This is a genomic window from Luteolibacter flavescens (assembly GCF_025950085.1).
GTDB classification, from domain to species: Bacteria; Verrucomicrobiota; Verrucomicrobiia; order Verrucomicrobiales; family Akkermansiaceae; genus Haloferula; species Haloferula flavescens.
The window spans coordinates 77,236-91,720 of record NZ_JAPDDS010000012.1; the positions used below are offsets into that span (position 1 = coordinate 77,236).

A 14,485-nucleotide genomic window follows, 5' to 3' on the forward strand; every position below is an offset into this window, starting at 1 on the left:
TCCGAGTTATAAATCCCAGATTTCCAATTTCTTAAAACCCGATCCATGGACAACAACCAGATCGTAGAACTTTTCATCAGCCGCGGGCTGATCGACCGCTCGCTCGGTCAGGACATCCTTCACGAAGTCGAGAACAGCGGCAAGGAGGCTGCTGAGATCCTCGCCGACTTCCAGGTCATCAATCACCGCGACGACGTCTGGCCGGTGGTCGCGTCCGAGCTGGGCGCACCGGTGGTGGACATCCGCGAGTGGACCCCGCCGGACCAACTGCTGGCCCTGCTGCCCGCCGGCATGGCCCGCCTGCACGGCGCGCTGCCGGTGAACTACGACAATGACGGCCTGCACGTCGTGCTCGTGGACCCGATGAACCCGCAGACCATCGAGGACCTGCGCTTCGCCCTCGGCCGCGAGGTCGTGCTGGCGATCGCCCCCGACTACGTCGTCGAGGCGAAGATCAACGAGTGCTACGGCGGCGAGGGCAAGGCGATGGATGACATCCTCCAGCAGCTCGAGCACGGCGTGAATGCCAATCTCAGCGCTGCCGAGATGGAAGCCGAGGCGAACTCTGCACCGATCATCCGCTATGTGGACTTGGTGCTCTTCCAGGCCATCAAGGAGCGCGCATCGGACATCCACTTCGAGCCCTTCGAAAAGGACTTCAAGATCCGCTACCGTGTGGACGGCTCGCTCTACGAGATGGCACCGCCGCCGGTGCACCTTTCCGTGGCGATCATTTCGCGTATCAAGGTGATGTCGAACATGAACATCGCCGAGCGCCGCGTCCCGCAGGACGGTCGTATCGTGAAGCAGGTCGGCGACCGCCAGGTGGACATGCGTGTCTCCACGCTGCCGACCCAGTACGGTGAGTCCGTCGTGCTCCGCGTTCTCGACCGCTCGTCGGTGAATCTCTCGCTGGAGAATCTCCACCTGCCGGAGTCGATCTACGAATACATCTGCGACACCATCGAGAAGCCGAACGGCATCTTCATCGTCACCGGCCCCACGGGTGCCGGCAAGACGACCACGCTCTACGCCGCGCTGGCCCGGATCAATACCACCGACTCGAAGCTGCTGACCGCGGAAGACCCGGTTGAATACGACATCGACGGCATCATCCAGATCCCGGTGCATGAGAGCATCGGCCTCACCTTCCCGCGGGTGCTGCGCGCCTTCCTCCGTCAGGACCCCGACCGTATCATGGTGGGAGAGATGCGTGACATGGATACCGCGCAGATTGCCATCCAGGCATCGCTCACGGGTCACTTGGTGCTCTCCACGCTCCACACGAACGATGCCCCCGGTGCCGTGACCCGTCTGGTGGACATGGGCTGCGAGCCCTTCCTCGTGGCGGCATCGCTGGAGGGCGTGCTCGCCCAGCGTCTCGTCCGGACCATCTGCAAGAACTGCAAGGCGTCCTACGAGCCGAACGAGAGCATTCTCATGCAGCTCGGCGTGGCGGTCCACGAGCTGGGCGACAAGGACTTCTACACCGGCCGCGGCTGCGACGTCTGCGGCAAGAGCGGCTACAAGGGCCGGAAAGGCCTCTACGAGCTGCTCGACATCACCGACCCGCTCCGTGAGCTCATCACGGACCGCGCTCCGACGGTGGTGCTGAAGCAGAAGGCCATGGAGCTGGGCATGCAGACCCTCCGCGAGGACGGCCTGCGGAACATCTACCTCGGCCACACCACCATCGAGGAGGTCCTGAAATACACCTGACCCATTTTTCACCGCGAAATTTGAGTGGCCAGCTCCCTCGGGCCCGCTCACACTTGTTCCACTCGATTTAAAAACAACCCCATGCCTCAGTTCCAATTCACCGCCGCCGATGCCAAGGGCGAGCAGATGTCCGGCACGATCGAATCCACCAGCGAAGCCGAAGCCATCCAGCAGCTCCGGTCGCAAGGTTACTACCCCCTGCAGGTTGTCGAGGCCGGCAAGGGCAAGCTCGCCGCGAAAAAGGGTGCCAAGAAAGGCAAGGCACCTGCAGGCAAAAAGAAGGAAAAGTCAGCCGTCGGTGGCCGCATCAAGCCGAAGCTGCTGATGATCTTCACCCGTCAGCTCGCGACGCTGATCGACTCCGGCCTGCCGCTTCTCCGTGGCCTGACCGTGCTTGCCAAGCAGGAGCCGAATCCGGTGCTGAAGGGCACCATTGCCGCCCTCGCGGATTCGGTCCAGTCCGGCTCCACTTTCTCCGAGTCGCTCGCGCAGCACCCGAAGATCTTCAACAAGTTGTATGTCAACATGGTGAAGGCCGGCGAGCTGGGCGGTGTGCTTGAAGTCGTCCTCGTCCGTCTGGCCGAGTACCAGGAAAAGGCCCACAAGCTGAAGAACAAGATCGTCTCGGCGATGGTCTATCCGGTGATCGTCATGTTCATCGCGGTCGGCATCCTTGTCTTCCTGATGCTGTTCATCGTTCCGAAGTTCGAGTCGATGTTCGCGGAGCTTGGCAATGCCGAGCTGCCCGCCATCTCGCGGATCGTCTTCGGCACCTCGAAGTTCTTCCTGAATGCGACGCTGGTCCCGCCGATCCCGAACGTGGTCTGGTTCGCCGTCCTCATCGTCCTCATCGGCGTGGGCTTCAATGCCTGGGGCAAGACGAAGAAGGGCCGCCGCTCTCTCGACACCCTGAAGCTGCGCCTGCCGATCTTCGGTGACATCCAGCTCAAGTCGGCCGTCGCCCGCTTCTCCCGCACCCTGGGCACCCTGGTCACCTCCGGTGTGCCGATCCTCCAGGCCCTTAACATCACCCGTGACACCGCCGGCAACGTGGTCGTGTCCGACGCGATCGAGAAGGTCCACGAGGCGGTCAAGGAAGGTGAATCGATCGTCAGCCCGCTCCAGTCCTCCAAGATCTTCCCAGCGATGGTGATTTCGATGGTGGACGTGGGTGAAGAGACCGGCCAACTCCCGGAAATGCTCCTGAAGGTGGCGGACGTCTATGACGATGAAGTGGACAATGCCGTGACCGCGCTTACTTCTATCCTTGAGCCGATCATGATCGTCGTCCTCGCACTTGTCGTCGGTGCGGTGGTGTTCGCGCTCTTCCTGCCGCTGATCAAGATCATCTCCGAAATGGGCAACATGTAAGCGGATGCGGGCGGACCCCGTGTCCGCCCGATTCACCAACCCTTCAGACACCCATGAAAATCCAAGGTATCCGCCGCCGCCATGCGGGCTTCAGCTTGATGGAGCTTGTCGTGGTCGTCGCCATCATCCTCGCCCTTGCCGGCCTCACCCTCGGAGCCTTCGGCTTCGTAAACCAGAAGAACGCCCGTACGAAGGCGAAGCTTCAGGTGGACCTGCTTTCCGGTGCTCTTCAGAAGTACCACTCCGAGAACAAGTCCTACCCCGACAGCCCGGATGCCAATGGCGACCGTGGCGACGAAGTCCTCTACAAGGCGCTGTATTGGGACGCCGTCGAGGCGGACAAGAGCTCCGAGATCTACCTCGACTCGCTTGACCCCCAGAACAACACCAAGGGCGGTCAGGCATGGATACAGGGCACGAACGGCCAGGCACGCATCGTCGATCCATGGGGTAACTTCTACCGCTACCGCACCGGATCCCAGGCCCGGAATCCTGACTTCGACCTGTGGTCGGCCGGACCGGATGGCAAGACCAACACCGATCCGAAGCACAAGGATAGCCTCGACGATATCCGGAACTTCTAAGTTATCCGTCTGATTTGCCGAAGGGCGTCCGGTTGGTGCTTCATTGCACGCCGGGCGCCCTTTTTTGTGACTTCGTGCATCGCCGGGGCTTTGCGCTCGACGCCGCAGCGCTGTCCGTTCTTCTTGGCATCGCACATGAGCGAAGAGTTCCAAGAGCCGCCTGCGGCCGAAGAAGTTCCGGCCACGAAGACCGCGCGCAAACGGCCCGCTGTCCGCAAGTCCGCAAAGCCAAAGCCGGAAGCGGCAAGCGAGGAGAAGGCCCCGGCAGCACCTGCCGAAGTTGAAGCGCCAGCGGCCCCGCGCGAGTCCGAGGCTCCTGCTGCCCGTTCCGAGGCTCCTGCCGACCGTGAGTCCGAGGCCGTTGAGCGCGATGCCGACAGCTCGCCGCGCGAACAGGGCCAGGACGTGATTCCTTTCGTGGTGGAAACCGCCGGTGGCGAGCCTCCGGGCAATCCGAAGAAGCGCCGTCGCCGGAAGAAGAAGGGCCCGGGTCAAGGCCAAGGCGGCCAGCAAGGTCAGGGTGGCTTCCAGCAGTCGCCTCCGCAGCACCAGCATCCGCACGCTGTGGCCGCGCCATCCGAGGCTCCCGCACCGGCTGTCCCATTGCAGCAGCCTGAAGGCAATCACGCCCCGGCCATGCACGCGCCCCAGCGTCCGAAGCTCGATCCCGAGCAGGTGGCCAAGAAGGCGTGGAAGATCTTCCAGTCGGAAGTCGGTGAGGAAGGCCTCGCCCTGATCGACGATCACGACGCCCGCGAGATTTCGCGCCGTTGCTTCCGCCTTGCGGAGATCTTCCTGGAAGAAGCCGCGCGTCGCAGCAGCCGCTGATCGCGGACAGTATCGACCGTCTCTTTTAGCCGCCGGACGAGCCCAGCTTGCCCGGCGGTTTTTTTGCGGCTGCCCGCGGGATTCCGAGGTTCAAGGCCGCGAAGTCCGGCCTGCATCCACCGTGCCCGGGATCTCCCGGTGGGCAGATGGGAGGTCGCCAGACTCGGAGGGAGCCGCGGAGGTGGCGTTCAGCTCGTCCAGATACACGAACTCATCGCCATCCCGGTGACGTCGCCAGGAGTTGATGAGGATCACCAAAGTGAAGCCGGCGAAGATCAGTGAACCTTCCAGCAGGAAAGGGGAGGTAAGGAAGCCGACGACCTTCGTGAAAACTTCTCCGATCAGCCCGGGAAGGGTGGTGCCGATCACCAGTATCAGCCCGACAAGACCCATGAAGGCGATGACCAGCATCCCCGCTACCAAGTGGCGCTTTCGTTCGTCGCGTGCCATTCCGGCAGGGAACAAAACATGCGGGAAGGGTATAGGCGAATGGTAAAAGTTTTTAATAAATCTTGATATTTTCCAAAAACTTCCTTTTTGTTCCCGCGACTCATGGCAGCTGGTCGCTTCAAGAACCTTGGGATCGCGTTGGTCTGTGTCGCCTTCACGTTGGCGGCATGGAAGCTGCGGACCCGTGGGCAGGAGGCGGTCCCGATTTCCAGTGTGCCGATGGGCGAGCTGACGATCCCGGTGGAAATCGTGGAGGCCGGTCAGGCACCCCGGGTAAGGGAGATCCGTGTGAGCCGCTGAGGCTTTGTGCTGTGATCGCGGTTGAATTCGCGGGAGCCTCCCGCTAGACCCCGTGGCGATGCGGCTTTACGACACGCTGGCCCGCGAGCTCAAGGAGCTCCGCCCCCTCGACGGTTCTACCTTCCGGTTCTACTGCTGCGGTCCCACCGTGTACGGTCCCGCGCACATCGGGAATTTCCGCACCTTCGTGCTGCAGGATGTCTTCCGCCGCACGCTGGAGACCGGCGGCATGCGGACCTTCCACGTGCGGAACATCACCGACGTGGACGACAAGACGATCCGCGACTCGATGGCTGCCGGGCAGACGCTGAAGGACTTCACCGGCCGCTGGACGGAGAAATTCCATGCCGACTGCGAGGAACTCGGAACGCTGCAGCCGCACGTGGAGCCGGGAGCGGTGGACCACATCGAGCAACAGGTGGCCATGATCGCGACGCTGGTCGAAAAGGGCCACGCCTACCCCTCCGAGGACGGCTCCGTTTATTTCAACATCGGCTCCTATCCCGAGTATGGCCGCCTTTCCCGCCTCGACACGCGCGAACTGGACCTGGGCAAGACCCAGAACGAGCGGGCGAATGCCGACGAGTACGAGAAGGATAGTATTTCCGACTTCGTGCTGTGGAAGGGCCGGAAGCCGGAGGACGGCGACAATTACTGGCCCTCGCCCTGGGGCGACGGCAGGCCGGGCTGGCACCTCGAGTGCTCGGCGATGATCCAGGAGTATCTCGGCTCGGACTTCGACCTGCACGGCGGTGGCGAGGACCTGATGTTCCCGCATCACGAGAATGAGATTGCGCAGAGCAAGTGCGCGTGCGGCGGGCACTTCGCGGCGCACTGGTTCCACTCGACGCACCTGCTGGTGGACGGCGGCAAGATGTCGAAGTCGAAGCTGAATTTCTACACCCTCGACGACCTGAAGGCAAAGGGCTTCACGGCGATGGAGGTGCGCTATGTGCTGATTGGCGCACACTACCGGAAGCAGCTCAATTTCACCTTGGACTCGCTGCATGCTTCCCGCGAGGCGATGGCGAAGCTGGCAAAGGGCGCGCGCAATCTGGCCGCGAAGGCTCCGGCCGAGGTGCGCTTCGATGCGGTGGACTTCGGGCCATTCCAAGGCGCGTGGGACTCGCTCACCGACGACCTGAATACGCCGGGCTGCCTCGGCGGTCTCTTCACGGGCCTGCGCGAGGCTGTGAAGCTGGAAGGCGAGGAGGCCGCGAAGGCGCTCGCTGCCTTCAACCGCGTGCTGCGCGCGCTCGGTCTGACGCTGCCGGAGGAAGAACCGGAAGCCGAGGTCCCCGCGGAGATCCGTGCGCTGGCGGAGGAACGCTGGGCCGCCCGCACCGCGAAGGACTGGGCAAAGGCGGACCTGATGCGCGGCCAACTCACGGAGAAAGGCTGGGTGATGAAGGATGGCAAGGAAGGCTACGAACTCTCGCCAGTGTGAGAAGACGGTCACGGCTTGATAGGGAAGCGCTGGCTTCTCATGTATCTATCGTGATGCGAATCCTCCTGCTCCTCTGCCTTTCCCTGCTGCCGCTGTCCGCGCAGGACACCGGTGCGAAGATCGTCGCCGCGGCCCGCAAGCAGATCGGCGTGACGCTTTCCTACGATCCCGCCTACGTCTCGCTGGCATATCCCGGCGGCGACGTGCCGCGCGAAAAGGGTGTCTGCACGGACGTGGTGATCCGCGCGCTGCGCGACGGGCTTTCCCAGGATCTCCAGAAGCTCGTCCACGAGGACATGAAGGCGAACTTCGCCGCCTACCCGAAGAACTGGGGGCTCTCCCGTCCGGACAAGAACATCGACCACCGCCGCGTGCCGAACCTGAAGACCTACTTCAAGCGCAGCGGCTACAAGGTGGCCGATACGAAGGAGACATCAAAATTCCTGCCGGGCGATCTGGTCACCTGCACGGTGCCGCCGCATCTGCCCCACGTGATGATCGTGAGCGACAAGAAGACGGCGGAGGGCGTACCGCTGGTGATCCACAATATCGGCGGCGGTGCGCGGGAGGAGGACGTGCTTTTCACCTACCCGCTGACCGGCCACTATCGGTGGAAGTGAAGTGAGCCGACTCACGGCGTCTGCGGCAGGATCTGGACGCGGCCGAAACCCTTCGCCCCGTTCGCCACGGAGTCGCGGAACTTCACGCGCTCGCGGTCGCTGCTGACGCTCACGGCGTTTCCGACCTGCACGCCGTTGCGCGGCCAGCTCACCAGATTGTCGCTGAATTGCGGGGTGGCGACCGCGCCGGCATTCGCGGAGGCCTTCCAGCGCGTGTATTCCACGGTGAGGTAAAATTGTCCGCCGATGTTTTCCCGCACGATCAGCGGCAGGCCGGAGGTGCCGGTGCCCGCGGCGTGGTAGCTCTTCCGCGGGTCCTTCGGATTCGTGTTGAACATGGCCTCCACGAGGTTGCTGTCGCCATCGCCATCCAGATCCTGGAAGGGCGCGGTGTAGCCGGAGTCCGCCAGTTCGTTGCTGGTGAGATAGGTGGCGAGCCAGGTTTGGTAGGAGGTGCTGAAGGGCGTGAGAATCACCGGACCGTCCACGAATTCCCCGCCGATCTCGGTGAAGGTGCCGTAGGTCCAGAGATTCTGCCCCTCGAAGGCCATGCGGCTGACCGGTCCGTCCGGGTAGGGATACCACGAGTAGTCGAGCATGCCGCTGCTCGCGCTGACGCGTGCGATGTAGGGCGATGCCTCGAAGGGATTCGGTGCGATGCCGGTGAAAACGTGCGTGAAGGAACCGCCGACGTAGAGGTGGCTGCCGGATGCCGCGAGGGTGCTCACCTTGAAGGAGCCGTAGGGATCATCGTAATCGAGCGGCGAGACGTCGAAGGCCAGGTCCTGTGCGCCGGTCACCGGATTGAGCTTCGCGACGTAGTAATACTCGTTGTTGTTCACGAACTGGAAGTCTCCCGCGACGTAGAGCGCGCCATTGTGAAGGAGCAGCCGGGAGATGGTGCCGACATCGCCGACGGCATCGAAGTAGATGTCACCCCACCCGCTGACTGGCTGGCCCCAGGTATTCGTGGTCAGGGCGGCGACGCACACCCGCTGGTAGGGAGTCGAGATATCGAGCGGATTGACCACGAAGATGAAGTGGCCGCCGATGATGAGATTGCTTCCGGAGAAGACCATGTCGTTCACCGAGGCGATCGCGGGGTTGCCATTTTCCGCCGCGATGTAGGGCTTCCAATTTGGGTCCACGGTTGCGGTGCCGCCCTTGGAAAGGCGGGCGAGGTTGTTCACTTCGACCGGGACGTTCGGCGCGATCTCGATGTATCTCAGCCCGGCCGAGCCGATGTAGACGTAGTTCGCATCGGTCTCCAGGCAGAGGATAGGCGTGAGCGGCTTGGTGAACCACCCGGCGTCCACCGCTCCAGTGGTGGCATTCACGCGGGCGACATGCTGGGTTGGTGCGCCGCCCGCGGTGAGGAAGTCGCCGCAGAAGTAGAGCGTGGAGCCATCGAGCTTCATGTCGCTCACCAGGCGATTGAAGCCGACGAGAGGCACGTTGAAGGAAGGATCGAGCGTTCCGTTCGAGAGGATCTTCGCGATGCTCGTGCGCGGCACACCGTTCACCGAGTCGAAGACGCCGCCGATGATCATGCCGCCGGACACGGGCTGCATCGAGTAGATCTGCCCCTCCGTGGTGATGGTCCCGGCGAAGGCGGGAAGCGCGGAGCCGCTGGTGCCGCTCATCATCGCATATCCGGCGGAGGCGCTGCCCACGGTGGTATTGAAGCGGCCGCCCGCGACCACGTTTCCGGCCACCACCTTGAGGTCTTCGATGGAGCCATTTGGCTCGGGCACGAATGCCCCGTCCAGCCCGCCGGTGCCGCCGGAGTTCACCTTGGCCATGAAGCGCCGCGGGGTATTCGCCACGCGAGTGAAGACTCCGCCGATGTAGAGCGTGCTGCCGGAGAGGGCCATGCTGCTGACCTCGCCATCCGGGTCCGGCTTCCACGTGGCGTCAAAGGTGGGCGTCGTCCCGGCGAGTGAGAAACGACCGAGCGAGCGATGCACGGCACCATTCACGACGGTGAAGTCCCCGCCGAAGTAGAGATGGGTGGCGCTGGCTTCCAGTGCGCCCACCGGGCGGTTGATCGTGGGCGTCCAAGCCGAGTCTCCGGCTCCATTGCCACTCGTGGAGAGCCGGAGCAGGTAGTTGTTCGACATGCCGCCTGCGGATGAGAAGTTCCCGCTGACGTAGAGCCACGGCGAGACAAAGGCGAGGTCCTCCACCGTGTTGTTCGCGCCCGGATTCCATGTGCTGTCGAGCGCATCGGGATCGGCACCGCCGGTCAGGATCTTCGCCAGCCGGTTGCGGGCCGTGCCATTCACACCGGAGAAGCTGCCGGAGATGAAAAGGCTGGTGCCGTCGGTTTCCAGCCGGCTGACCGGAGCATTCGGCACCGACACCCAGGTGGTGTCGATCTTCCCCTCGTTTGCACCGGTCAGGTGGATGCGCATGAGATACGGGCGGTTGATCCTGCCGGCGGAGAGCGTGCGGACCGTCGTGAAAGAACCGCCGACGTAGAGGAAATTCCCGCTGACCATCAGGTCATTCACGCCATCGACGAAGCCGATGTCCCACGTGGCGTGCTGCGCCCCGCCGGGAGTGAGGCGCAGCAGGCCCATGCCTGCGCCGGAGGTACCGTTGAATTCATTGAAGCTGCCGGCGAGATAGACATTCCCGGCGGTGTCGGATTCCACGGAGCTGACGAAGCCGTTCAGCCGTAACTCGGGTCCTTTCACCACGAATTGCGCATGGAGGCTGGAGAGCGGGAGCAATGCGACGGCAAGCCCACGGAGGAGGAGGGAGCGGAGTGTCATGGATTCACGGGAGGAGTGAATGGTCGTGCCAGTGGCACAGGGGGGAGCACTGGATTGCCTATCATCCCGGGCGGCGGGGGGCAAGAAAGCGCGTCGGGCGAATTGCCTTCGGATGGGGAGATGATCTAGCGTCGTGAAATGCTGATCGGCACCCATGTCCTGCTGCCCGTGTGCATCGCCCTGACGGCCGAGTGCGTTTCGCTGGCGAAGGGCCGCGGGCACGTCTTCCCTCCGTGGGGACTTGTGTTGGTCGGGGCCTTCGGCGCGCTTCCGGACGTGTGTACGCCACACATCTCGCTGGCGGACCGGCATGCTAGCTGGTCACACACGGTGTGGTTCCTTGCCGGGATGGCCCCCTTTGCCGCGATGGTTGTGACGCTTTTTGAAAAGCAGGGCCGCTGGTGGCTGGCCCTCGCGTGCTGGCTGGCCGTGCTGCTCCACCTCATCGGCGATGCCGTGGCGGGCGGGATCGCTCCGCTCTATCCATGGCGGACGGAGGTGGTCGGGGACTACTACATTGCCGTGCCGGACTGGATGTGGTATGAGATCGGCTTCGTCTTGCTGACCTGGGTCTTGGTCCGCTTCCGGCCCTTCTGCGAGGCCCGCGGCATTGGGGCGGGCGTGATGCCAAGCAGCCCGTCGAACCAAGCGTGAAGGCTCCGCTCGAAGACGGCGGGCACCCCGCGGGCTTTCCACCCGGCAGCGAGGCGCTTGGCCAACCGCTTCTCGCCCGAGCGCATCAGGGCGGCGAATGACACGCCCTTCTCGCCCCGCAGCCAGCGGGCAAAGGGCGTCTTCTTCGACTCGGCTGCCGCGCCGAAGTGCTGGAGCAGGTAGGCGCGGGGGACGATCAGGATCTCCCCGGCGTGGTAACCCGGAAGCCTTGTCCACTTCCAGTCCTCGCCCTCCTGACCGCCAAAGCACCCGAAAAGCCCCGGCTTCAGGAAGATCCGGTGGTCCTTTCCCCACACGACGCCGTCGCCGGAGTCATTGAGCCACAGCCACAATTCGTCATGCAGGCGGTGCTGCCAGCGGCGCGATGCCCCGCGCAGGTCGCCCCGCAAGTGCCACGCCTCAAAGCCTTCGTGTTGCCACCAGCATTCGAACATGCGCAGAACCTATTGCGAATCGTTCGCAACAACAAGGCGCCAATTCCGAAATCCTTAGCGCTTCTTTGCGCTGTGTTTTCCGTTCTGGTGCAATGTCAGGCCGGTGACTTGGCCTTTTTCATCCCTCTCGAACTCGATGGCGGCCTTCACCACGTCATACTCGAAACGGTCGGCTTTCGTGGAAAAGACAGGCATGGCCGGTTGGCCGGTGAGTTGCACCATGAGCGATTCATCGCGACGCGTGACGGTGAGGGTCTGACCGAGCAGGGAGTATTCGCCGGTGTAGGCGTCGAGTTCTTGGGCGGTGGGGAATTCCATATGCGGGGCATCGCCGGTGCGCTTGGCCAGATACTGGCGGCCATTCTGGTGGAGCACCACGGAGGTCACGGCATCCTCTTCACGGGCGAAGCGCAACTCGGCGACCACGACGTCGTAGCGGAAGCGATCCTCGCCGATGCACTTCACCGGATAGAAGGGCTGGCCGGTGAGGCGGACGTGGAGGTGCTCGCCGCGGTGGAGGACGGTGAGGCTGGATTGCCCCGAGGAATACACGCCGGTGAAGGCGTCGAGTTGCTCCGCGGTAAGCTTGATCTCGGGGGCTTCGGAATGCTTTTCATCGCGGGTTTTGCCGAAGAGCAACGCAGGCTCAAGCGAGGTTGTATTCACCAGTCCGACGCGGACGATCTTTAGGTCCGGGATCACCTGCAGCGCGGAGCGATAGCCGCCAGTGCCGCCGCTGTGGCTGTACTCGGTGTGCCCGTCCAGCTTGCCGATCATGATGCCCAGCCCGATCTCACCGTTTCCTTCATAGGGCGCGTGGATCTTCATCATGGTCTTGATCGCCGGGGCGATGGGAGTCTTGTCCGGATCCAGTAAGGCATTGCCAAAGGTGACGAGATCCGCCGCGGTGGAGCGCAGGGCACCGGCCGCGGCCATCGCCTGGAAGGTCCACGAGTGCCCCGGCTTTCCTGCGTCGTGCGGCGGGGCCAGCCGTGCCTGCTGGTCCTCGCCCGGGACGATCATCGTGTCCTTCAGGCCAAGCGGGCCGGTGATCTTCTCTTCTAACAGATCGGCATAGCTCTTCCCGTGGACGCCCGCCAGCAGCTCGCCCAACAGGCCGATGGCATAGTTCGAGTAGGCGGCAGGGAAGGGCGGCGCGTGGGGCAGTTCGGCCTTCGCTAGGAACTGCAGCGTATCCTCCCGGTCGTAGTTCTTGTAGGGATCTTCCGAGATAGCTTCGGAGGCGGCCATGTTGTCCGGCAGCCGGGGCAGCCCGCTGGTGTGCGTGGAAAGCTGCACCAGCGTGATCGCGGCCACGTCGGGATCGGCGAAGGTGATTTCGTCGCCGAGCAGTTCCTTCAGCGTCGTGTCCAGGCGGACCTTCTTCGACTCCACTGCATCGGCGAGCAGCAGGCCGGTGAAGACCTTCGTGATGGAGCCGATCTCGAAGACGCGCTTCTCCGGCGCGATGTCTCCCGCAGGCTCAGCCTTGCCGGCGACGGCATAGCGGACGGCACCATCGATCTGCTCCGCCGTGACGATACACCCTGCCGGCAAGTCAGCCGCGGCTTTCTCCGCGATCTCATGCAAGGGGTGCGCGGCGCACGACACGCCAGCCACCGTGATGAAGCTCAGAAGACTCCGGATGAACATGCCCCGCATCGTGGCGGGCAGATGACATGGAGGCGAGTTGGATGTATGTCCGGTTTTGGAACCGGCGTCCAAGCTGGTGCGGCTATCCGGCGAGAGACCCTGCCGACCAAGGCGACATCAGAGGAACAGCGGCACGCCCGGCTTGCTTGAATCCAAAAACTCAAGACGCGTGTCGTCCGGCATACCTGCCTTGCTAGCCGCGTCGCGAATGAGCGCGATGCTGTGATCTCCGTCGAAAATCAGGAAGTCCATGTAGGCGAGCCGGTCACCGATCGCTCCGCCCAAGGGGATGCCGCCGCGGTGCTGCTCGAGGGCCGAGGTGATCAAATCCGCCATGTCTTCGCGGGCGTCTACCTGATTACCCTTTGGCAGAAAGGAGGAGGGAAAGGACAGGTAAACCCAAGCCGCACCGAGTTTAAGGAAGGGATCTTCAAATGCATCTGAATCCCGAAGAAAGGAGTTCAGCACCGGCCAGCATCCCGAAGTCCCGCCGATGGTATCCTTGCGAGGTCCGTCAGTGCGCTTTTCTGCTGATGTGGAGTAGTTGACCCATGAGTCAATGGGTGACTTCATCTTCCAGCCGCGGGATGCGCGAGCCTCCTCGATGAACTCCTTGATCTCCGTGATGGGCATCGATTCGGCGAGTCGCTTCTGGCTGAAATCGACCGAGCCGATCCAGCAGGTGGTGTCGAATTCACCGTTGAGTTCGTCGAGGACGAGGAACAAGGCTAGAGAGCACAAGCTCTCCTCGACTTCTGCAACCAGCGGATGCCAGAGCACGAGATCCACTTCCTCTGCCTCTTCGTCGATCTCCGGTGTGACCCAGAATTCGATCGGGCGGAATTTCAGGTCACGGACCTTTATCGTGAAGTCTTTAACCGTGCCGGAAGGTTGTCGCGAGGCATGGAAGGTCCAGTTCTCGACACCGGGCGAGCGCTGCAGCCATTGATCCGCGAGAATCTGGCGACACATGATTCCCTCACCGGAAAGCGTGAAGGAGTGAAAGCCTTCCCCCATACCCGGCCCGAAAACCCAGGCCATACCGGGCAGGAACTCATCGACCTTTGGCGCGACGATTGAAGGGATATCTCCCGAGTCCCTGTCGTTCTGAATGGCCCTTAATTCCTCCGATACGGATGAGAACCATTCCCAGAAGGCGGCCGCGCGCTGGTTGAAGGTGAACTCTGCCGGCGTCTGTGTCGGATCGGCCGGTTGCGGCGCATTTCCGGAGGTTTTACGCGAAGACGACATGGCCCGTGCTTGTCAGGAATCAACCGCGACGAAAGCACCCTTCTGATACTTGCAGCGGAACGGGGCCTCGCGCTTGAGCGGGTCCCAGCCATTGGCTCGGGCGTAGTCGATGGCGAGCGGGATCATCTCCAGGTTCACCACGCGCGGGACGTCGGCGATGAGGTATTGTCCGGCGGCGGAGGCGCTCATTTCCACCCACAGCTCGTTCTTGCCCGCGCGGTTGCGGTAGATCCAGCGGTAGTGCGTGTCGCGGTGGTTGATGGCCTTGAGGCCTTTGGATGGGAAGGACATGACGTGTTCGGCGATGGGGCTCGGGAGGAGCGGGGCCGGGCGGGCGGCCGCGAGTTTGCCCGAAAGAATGGGCGACGGGAAGCCC

13 protein-coding genes are annotated in these 14,485 nt (G+C 63.1%); 8 read left to right on the top strand and 5 right to left on the bottom strand.

Annotation, left to right across the window (positions count from 1 at the left end):
• Positions 1-45 precede the first annotated feature (45 nt).
• The 4 genes from OKA04_RS18815 (at position 46) to OKA04_RS18830 (ending at position 4,502) form a co-directional block, all read left to right on the top strand.
• The gene (locus tag OKA04_RS18815; protein ID WP_264502752.1) at positions 46-1,719 is read left to right on the top strand and encodes a GspE/PulE family protein; all 1,674 of its coding nucleotides are present in this window, start codon (positions 46-48) and stop codon (positions 1,717-1,719) included.
• A gap of 81 nt (positions 1,720-1,800) precedes the next feature.
• Positions 1,801-3,090, top strand: coding sequence for a type II secretion system F family protein (locus OKA04_RS18820; RefSeq protein ID WP_264502753.1), 1,290 nt, complete (start codon positions 1,801-1,803; stop codon positions 3,088-3,090).
• 53 nt (positions 3,091-3,143) lie between these two features.
• Positions 3,144-3,674 (top strand): type II secretion system protein GspG, encoded by a 531-nt coding sequence (locus OKA04_RS18825; RefSeq protein WP_264502754.1) that lies wholly within the window; start codon positions 3,144-3,146, stop codon positions 3,672-3,674.
• 135 nt (positions 3,675-3,809) lie between these two features.
• Complete coding sequence (locus OKA04_RS18830; protein ID WP_264502755.1) at positions 3,810-4,502, top strand: hypothetical protein; 693 nt, start codon at positions 3,810-3,812, stop codon at positions 4,500-4,502.
• A gap of 90 nt (positions 4,503-4,592) precedes the next feature.
• Here OKA04_RS18830 and OKA04_RS18835 read toward each other — a convergent pair whose 3' ends face one another.
• Positions 4,593-4,952, bottom strand: a complete 360-nt coding sequence (locus OKA04_RS18835) for a hypothetical protein (RefSeq protein WP_264502756.1) — start codon at positions 4,950-4,952, stop codon at positions 4,593-4,595.
• Between the two features lie 102 nt (positions 4,953-5,054).
• Here OKA04_RS18835 and OKA04_RS18840 point away from each other — a divergent pair, with 102 nt between their 5' ends.
• The 3 genes from OKA04_RS18840 to OKA04_RS18850 are packed head-to-tail and all read left to right on the top strand — an operon-like array spanning position 5,055 to position 7,319.
• The gene (locus tag OKA04_RS18840) at positions 5,055-5,252 is read left to right on the top strand and encodes a hypothetical protein (RefSeq protein WP_264502757.1); all 198 of its coding nucleotides are present in this window, start codon (positions 5,055-5,057) and stop codon (positions 5,250-5,252) included.
• A gap of 58 nt (positions 5,253-5,310) precedes the next feature.
• Positions 5,311-6,699 (top strand): cysteine--tRNA ligase, encoded by a 1,389-nt coding sequence (gene cysS, locus OKA04_RS18845; RefSeq protein ID WP_264502846.1) that lies wholly within the window; start codon positions 5,311-5,313, stop codon positions 6,697-6,699.
• Positions 6,700-6,752: 53 nt separating this feature from the next.
• On the top strand, positions 6,753-7,319 hold the full coding sequence (locus tag OKA04_RS18850) for a DUF1287 domain-containing protein (RefSeq protein WP_264502847.1): 567 nt from the start codon (positions 6,753-6,755) through the stop codon (positions 7,317-7,319).
• Between the two features lie 11 nt (positions 7,320-7,330).
• Here OKA04_RS18850 and OKA04_RS18855 read toward each other — a convergent pair whose 3' ends face one another.
• The gene (locus OKA04_RS18855) at positions 7,331-10,096 is read right to left on the bottom strand and encodes a delta-60 repeat domain-containing protein (protein WP_264502758.1); all 2,766 of its coding nucleotides are present in this window, start codon (positions 10,094-10,096) and stop codon (positions 7,331-7,333) included.
• 138 nt (positions 10,097-10,234) lie between these two features.
• On the opposite strand from OKA04_RS18855, the gene OKA04_RS18860 reads away from it, so the two are divergent.
• The gene (locus OKA04_RS18860) at positions 10,235-10,750 is read left to right on the top strand and encodes a metal-dependent hydrolase (RefSeq protein WP_264502759.1); all 516 of its coding nucleotides are present in this window, start codon (positions 10,235-10,237) and stop codon (positions 10,748-10,750) included.
• Positions 10,751-11,259: 509 nt separating this feature from the next.
• Here the strand turns inward: OKA04_RS18860 and OKA04_RS18865 are convergent.
• From OKA04_RS18865 to OKA04_RS18875, 3 genes are all read right to left on the bottom strand, one after another.
• Positions 11,260-12,858: a serine hydrolase gene (locus tag OKA04_RS18865; RefSeq protein WP_264502760.1), complete on the bottom strand. Its 1,599-nt coding sequence runs from the start codon at positions 12,856-12,858 to the stop codon at positions 11,260-11,262.
• A gap of 117 nt (positions 12,859-12,975) precedes the next feature.
• On the bottom strand, positions 12,976-14,109 hold the full coding sequence (locus tag OKA04_RS18870) for a hypothetical protein (protein ID WP_264502761.1): 1,134 nt from the start codon (positions 14,107-14,109) through the stop codon (positions 12,976-12,978).
• Positions 14,110-14,121: 12 nt separating this feature from the next.
• Positions 14,122-14,400, bottom strand: a complete 279-nt coding sequence (locus OKA04_RS18875) for a hypothetical protein (RefSeq protein ID WP_264502762.1) — start codon at positions 14,398-14,400, stop codon at positions 14,122-14,124.
• Between the last annotated feature and the right edge of the window lie 85 nt (positions 14,401-14,485).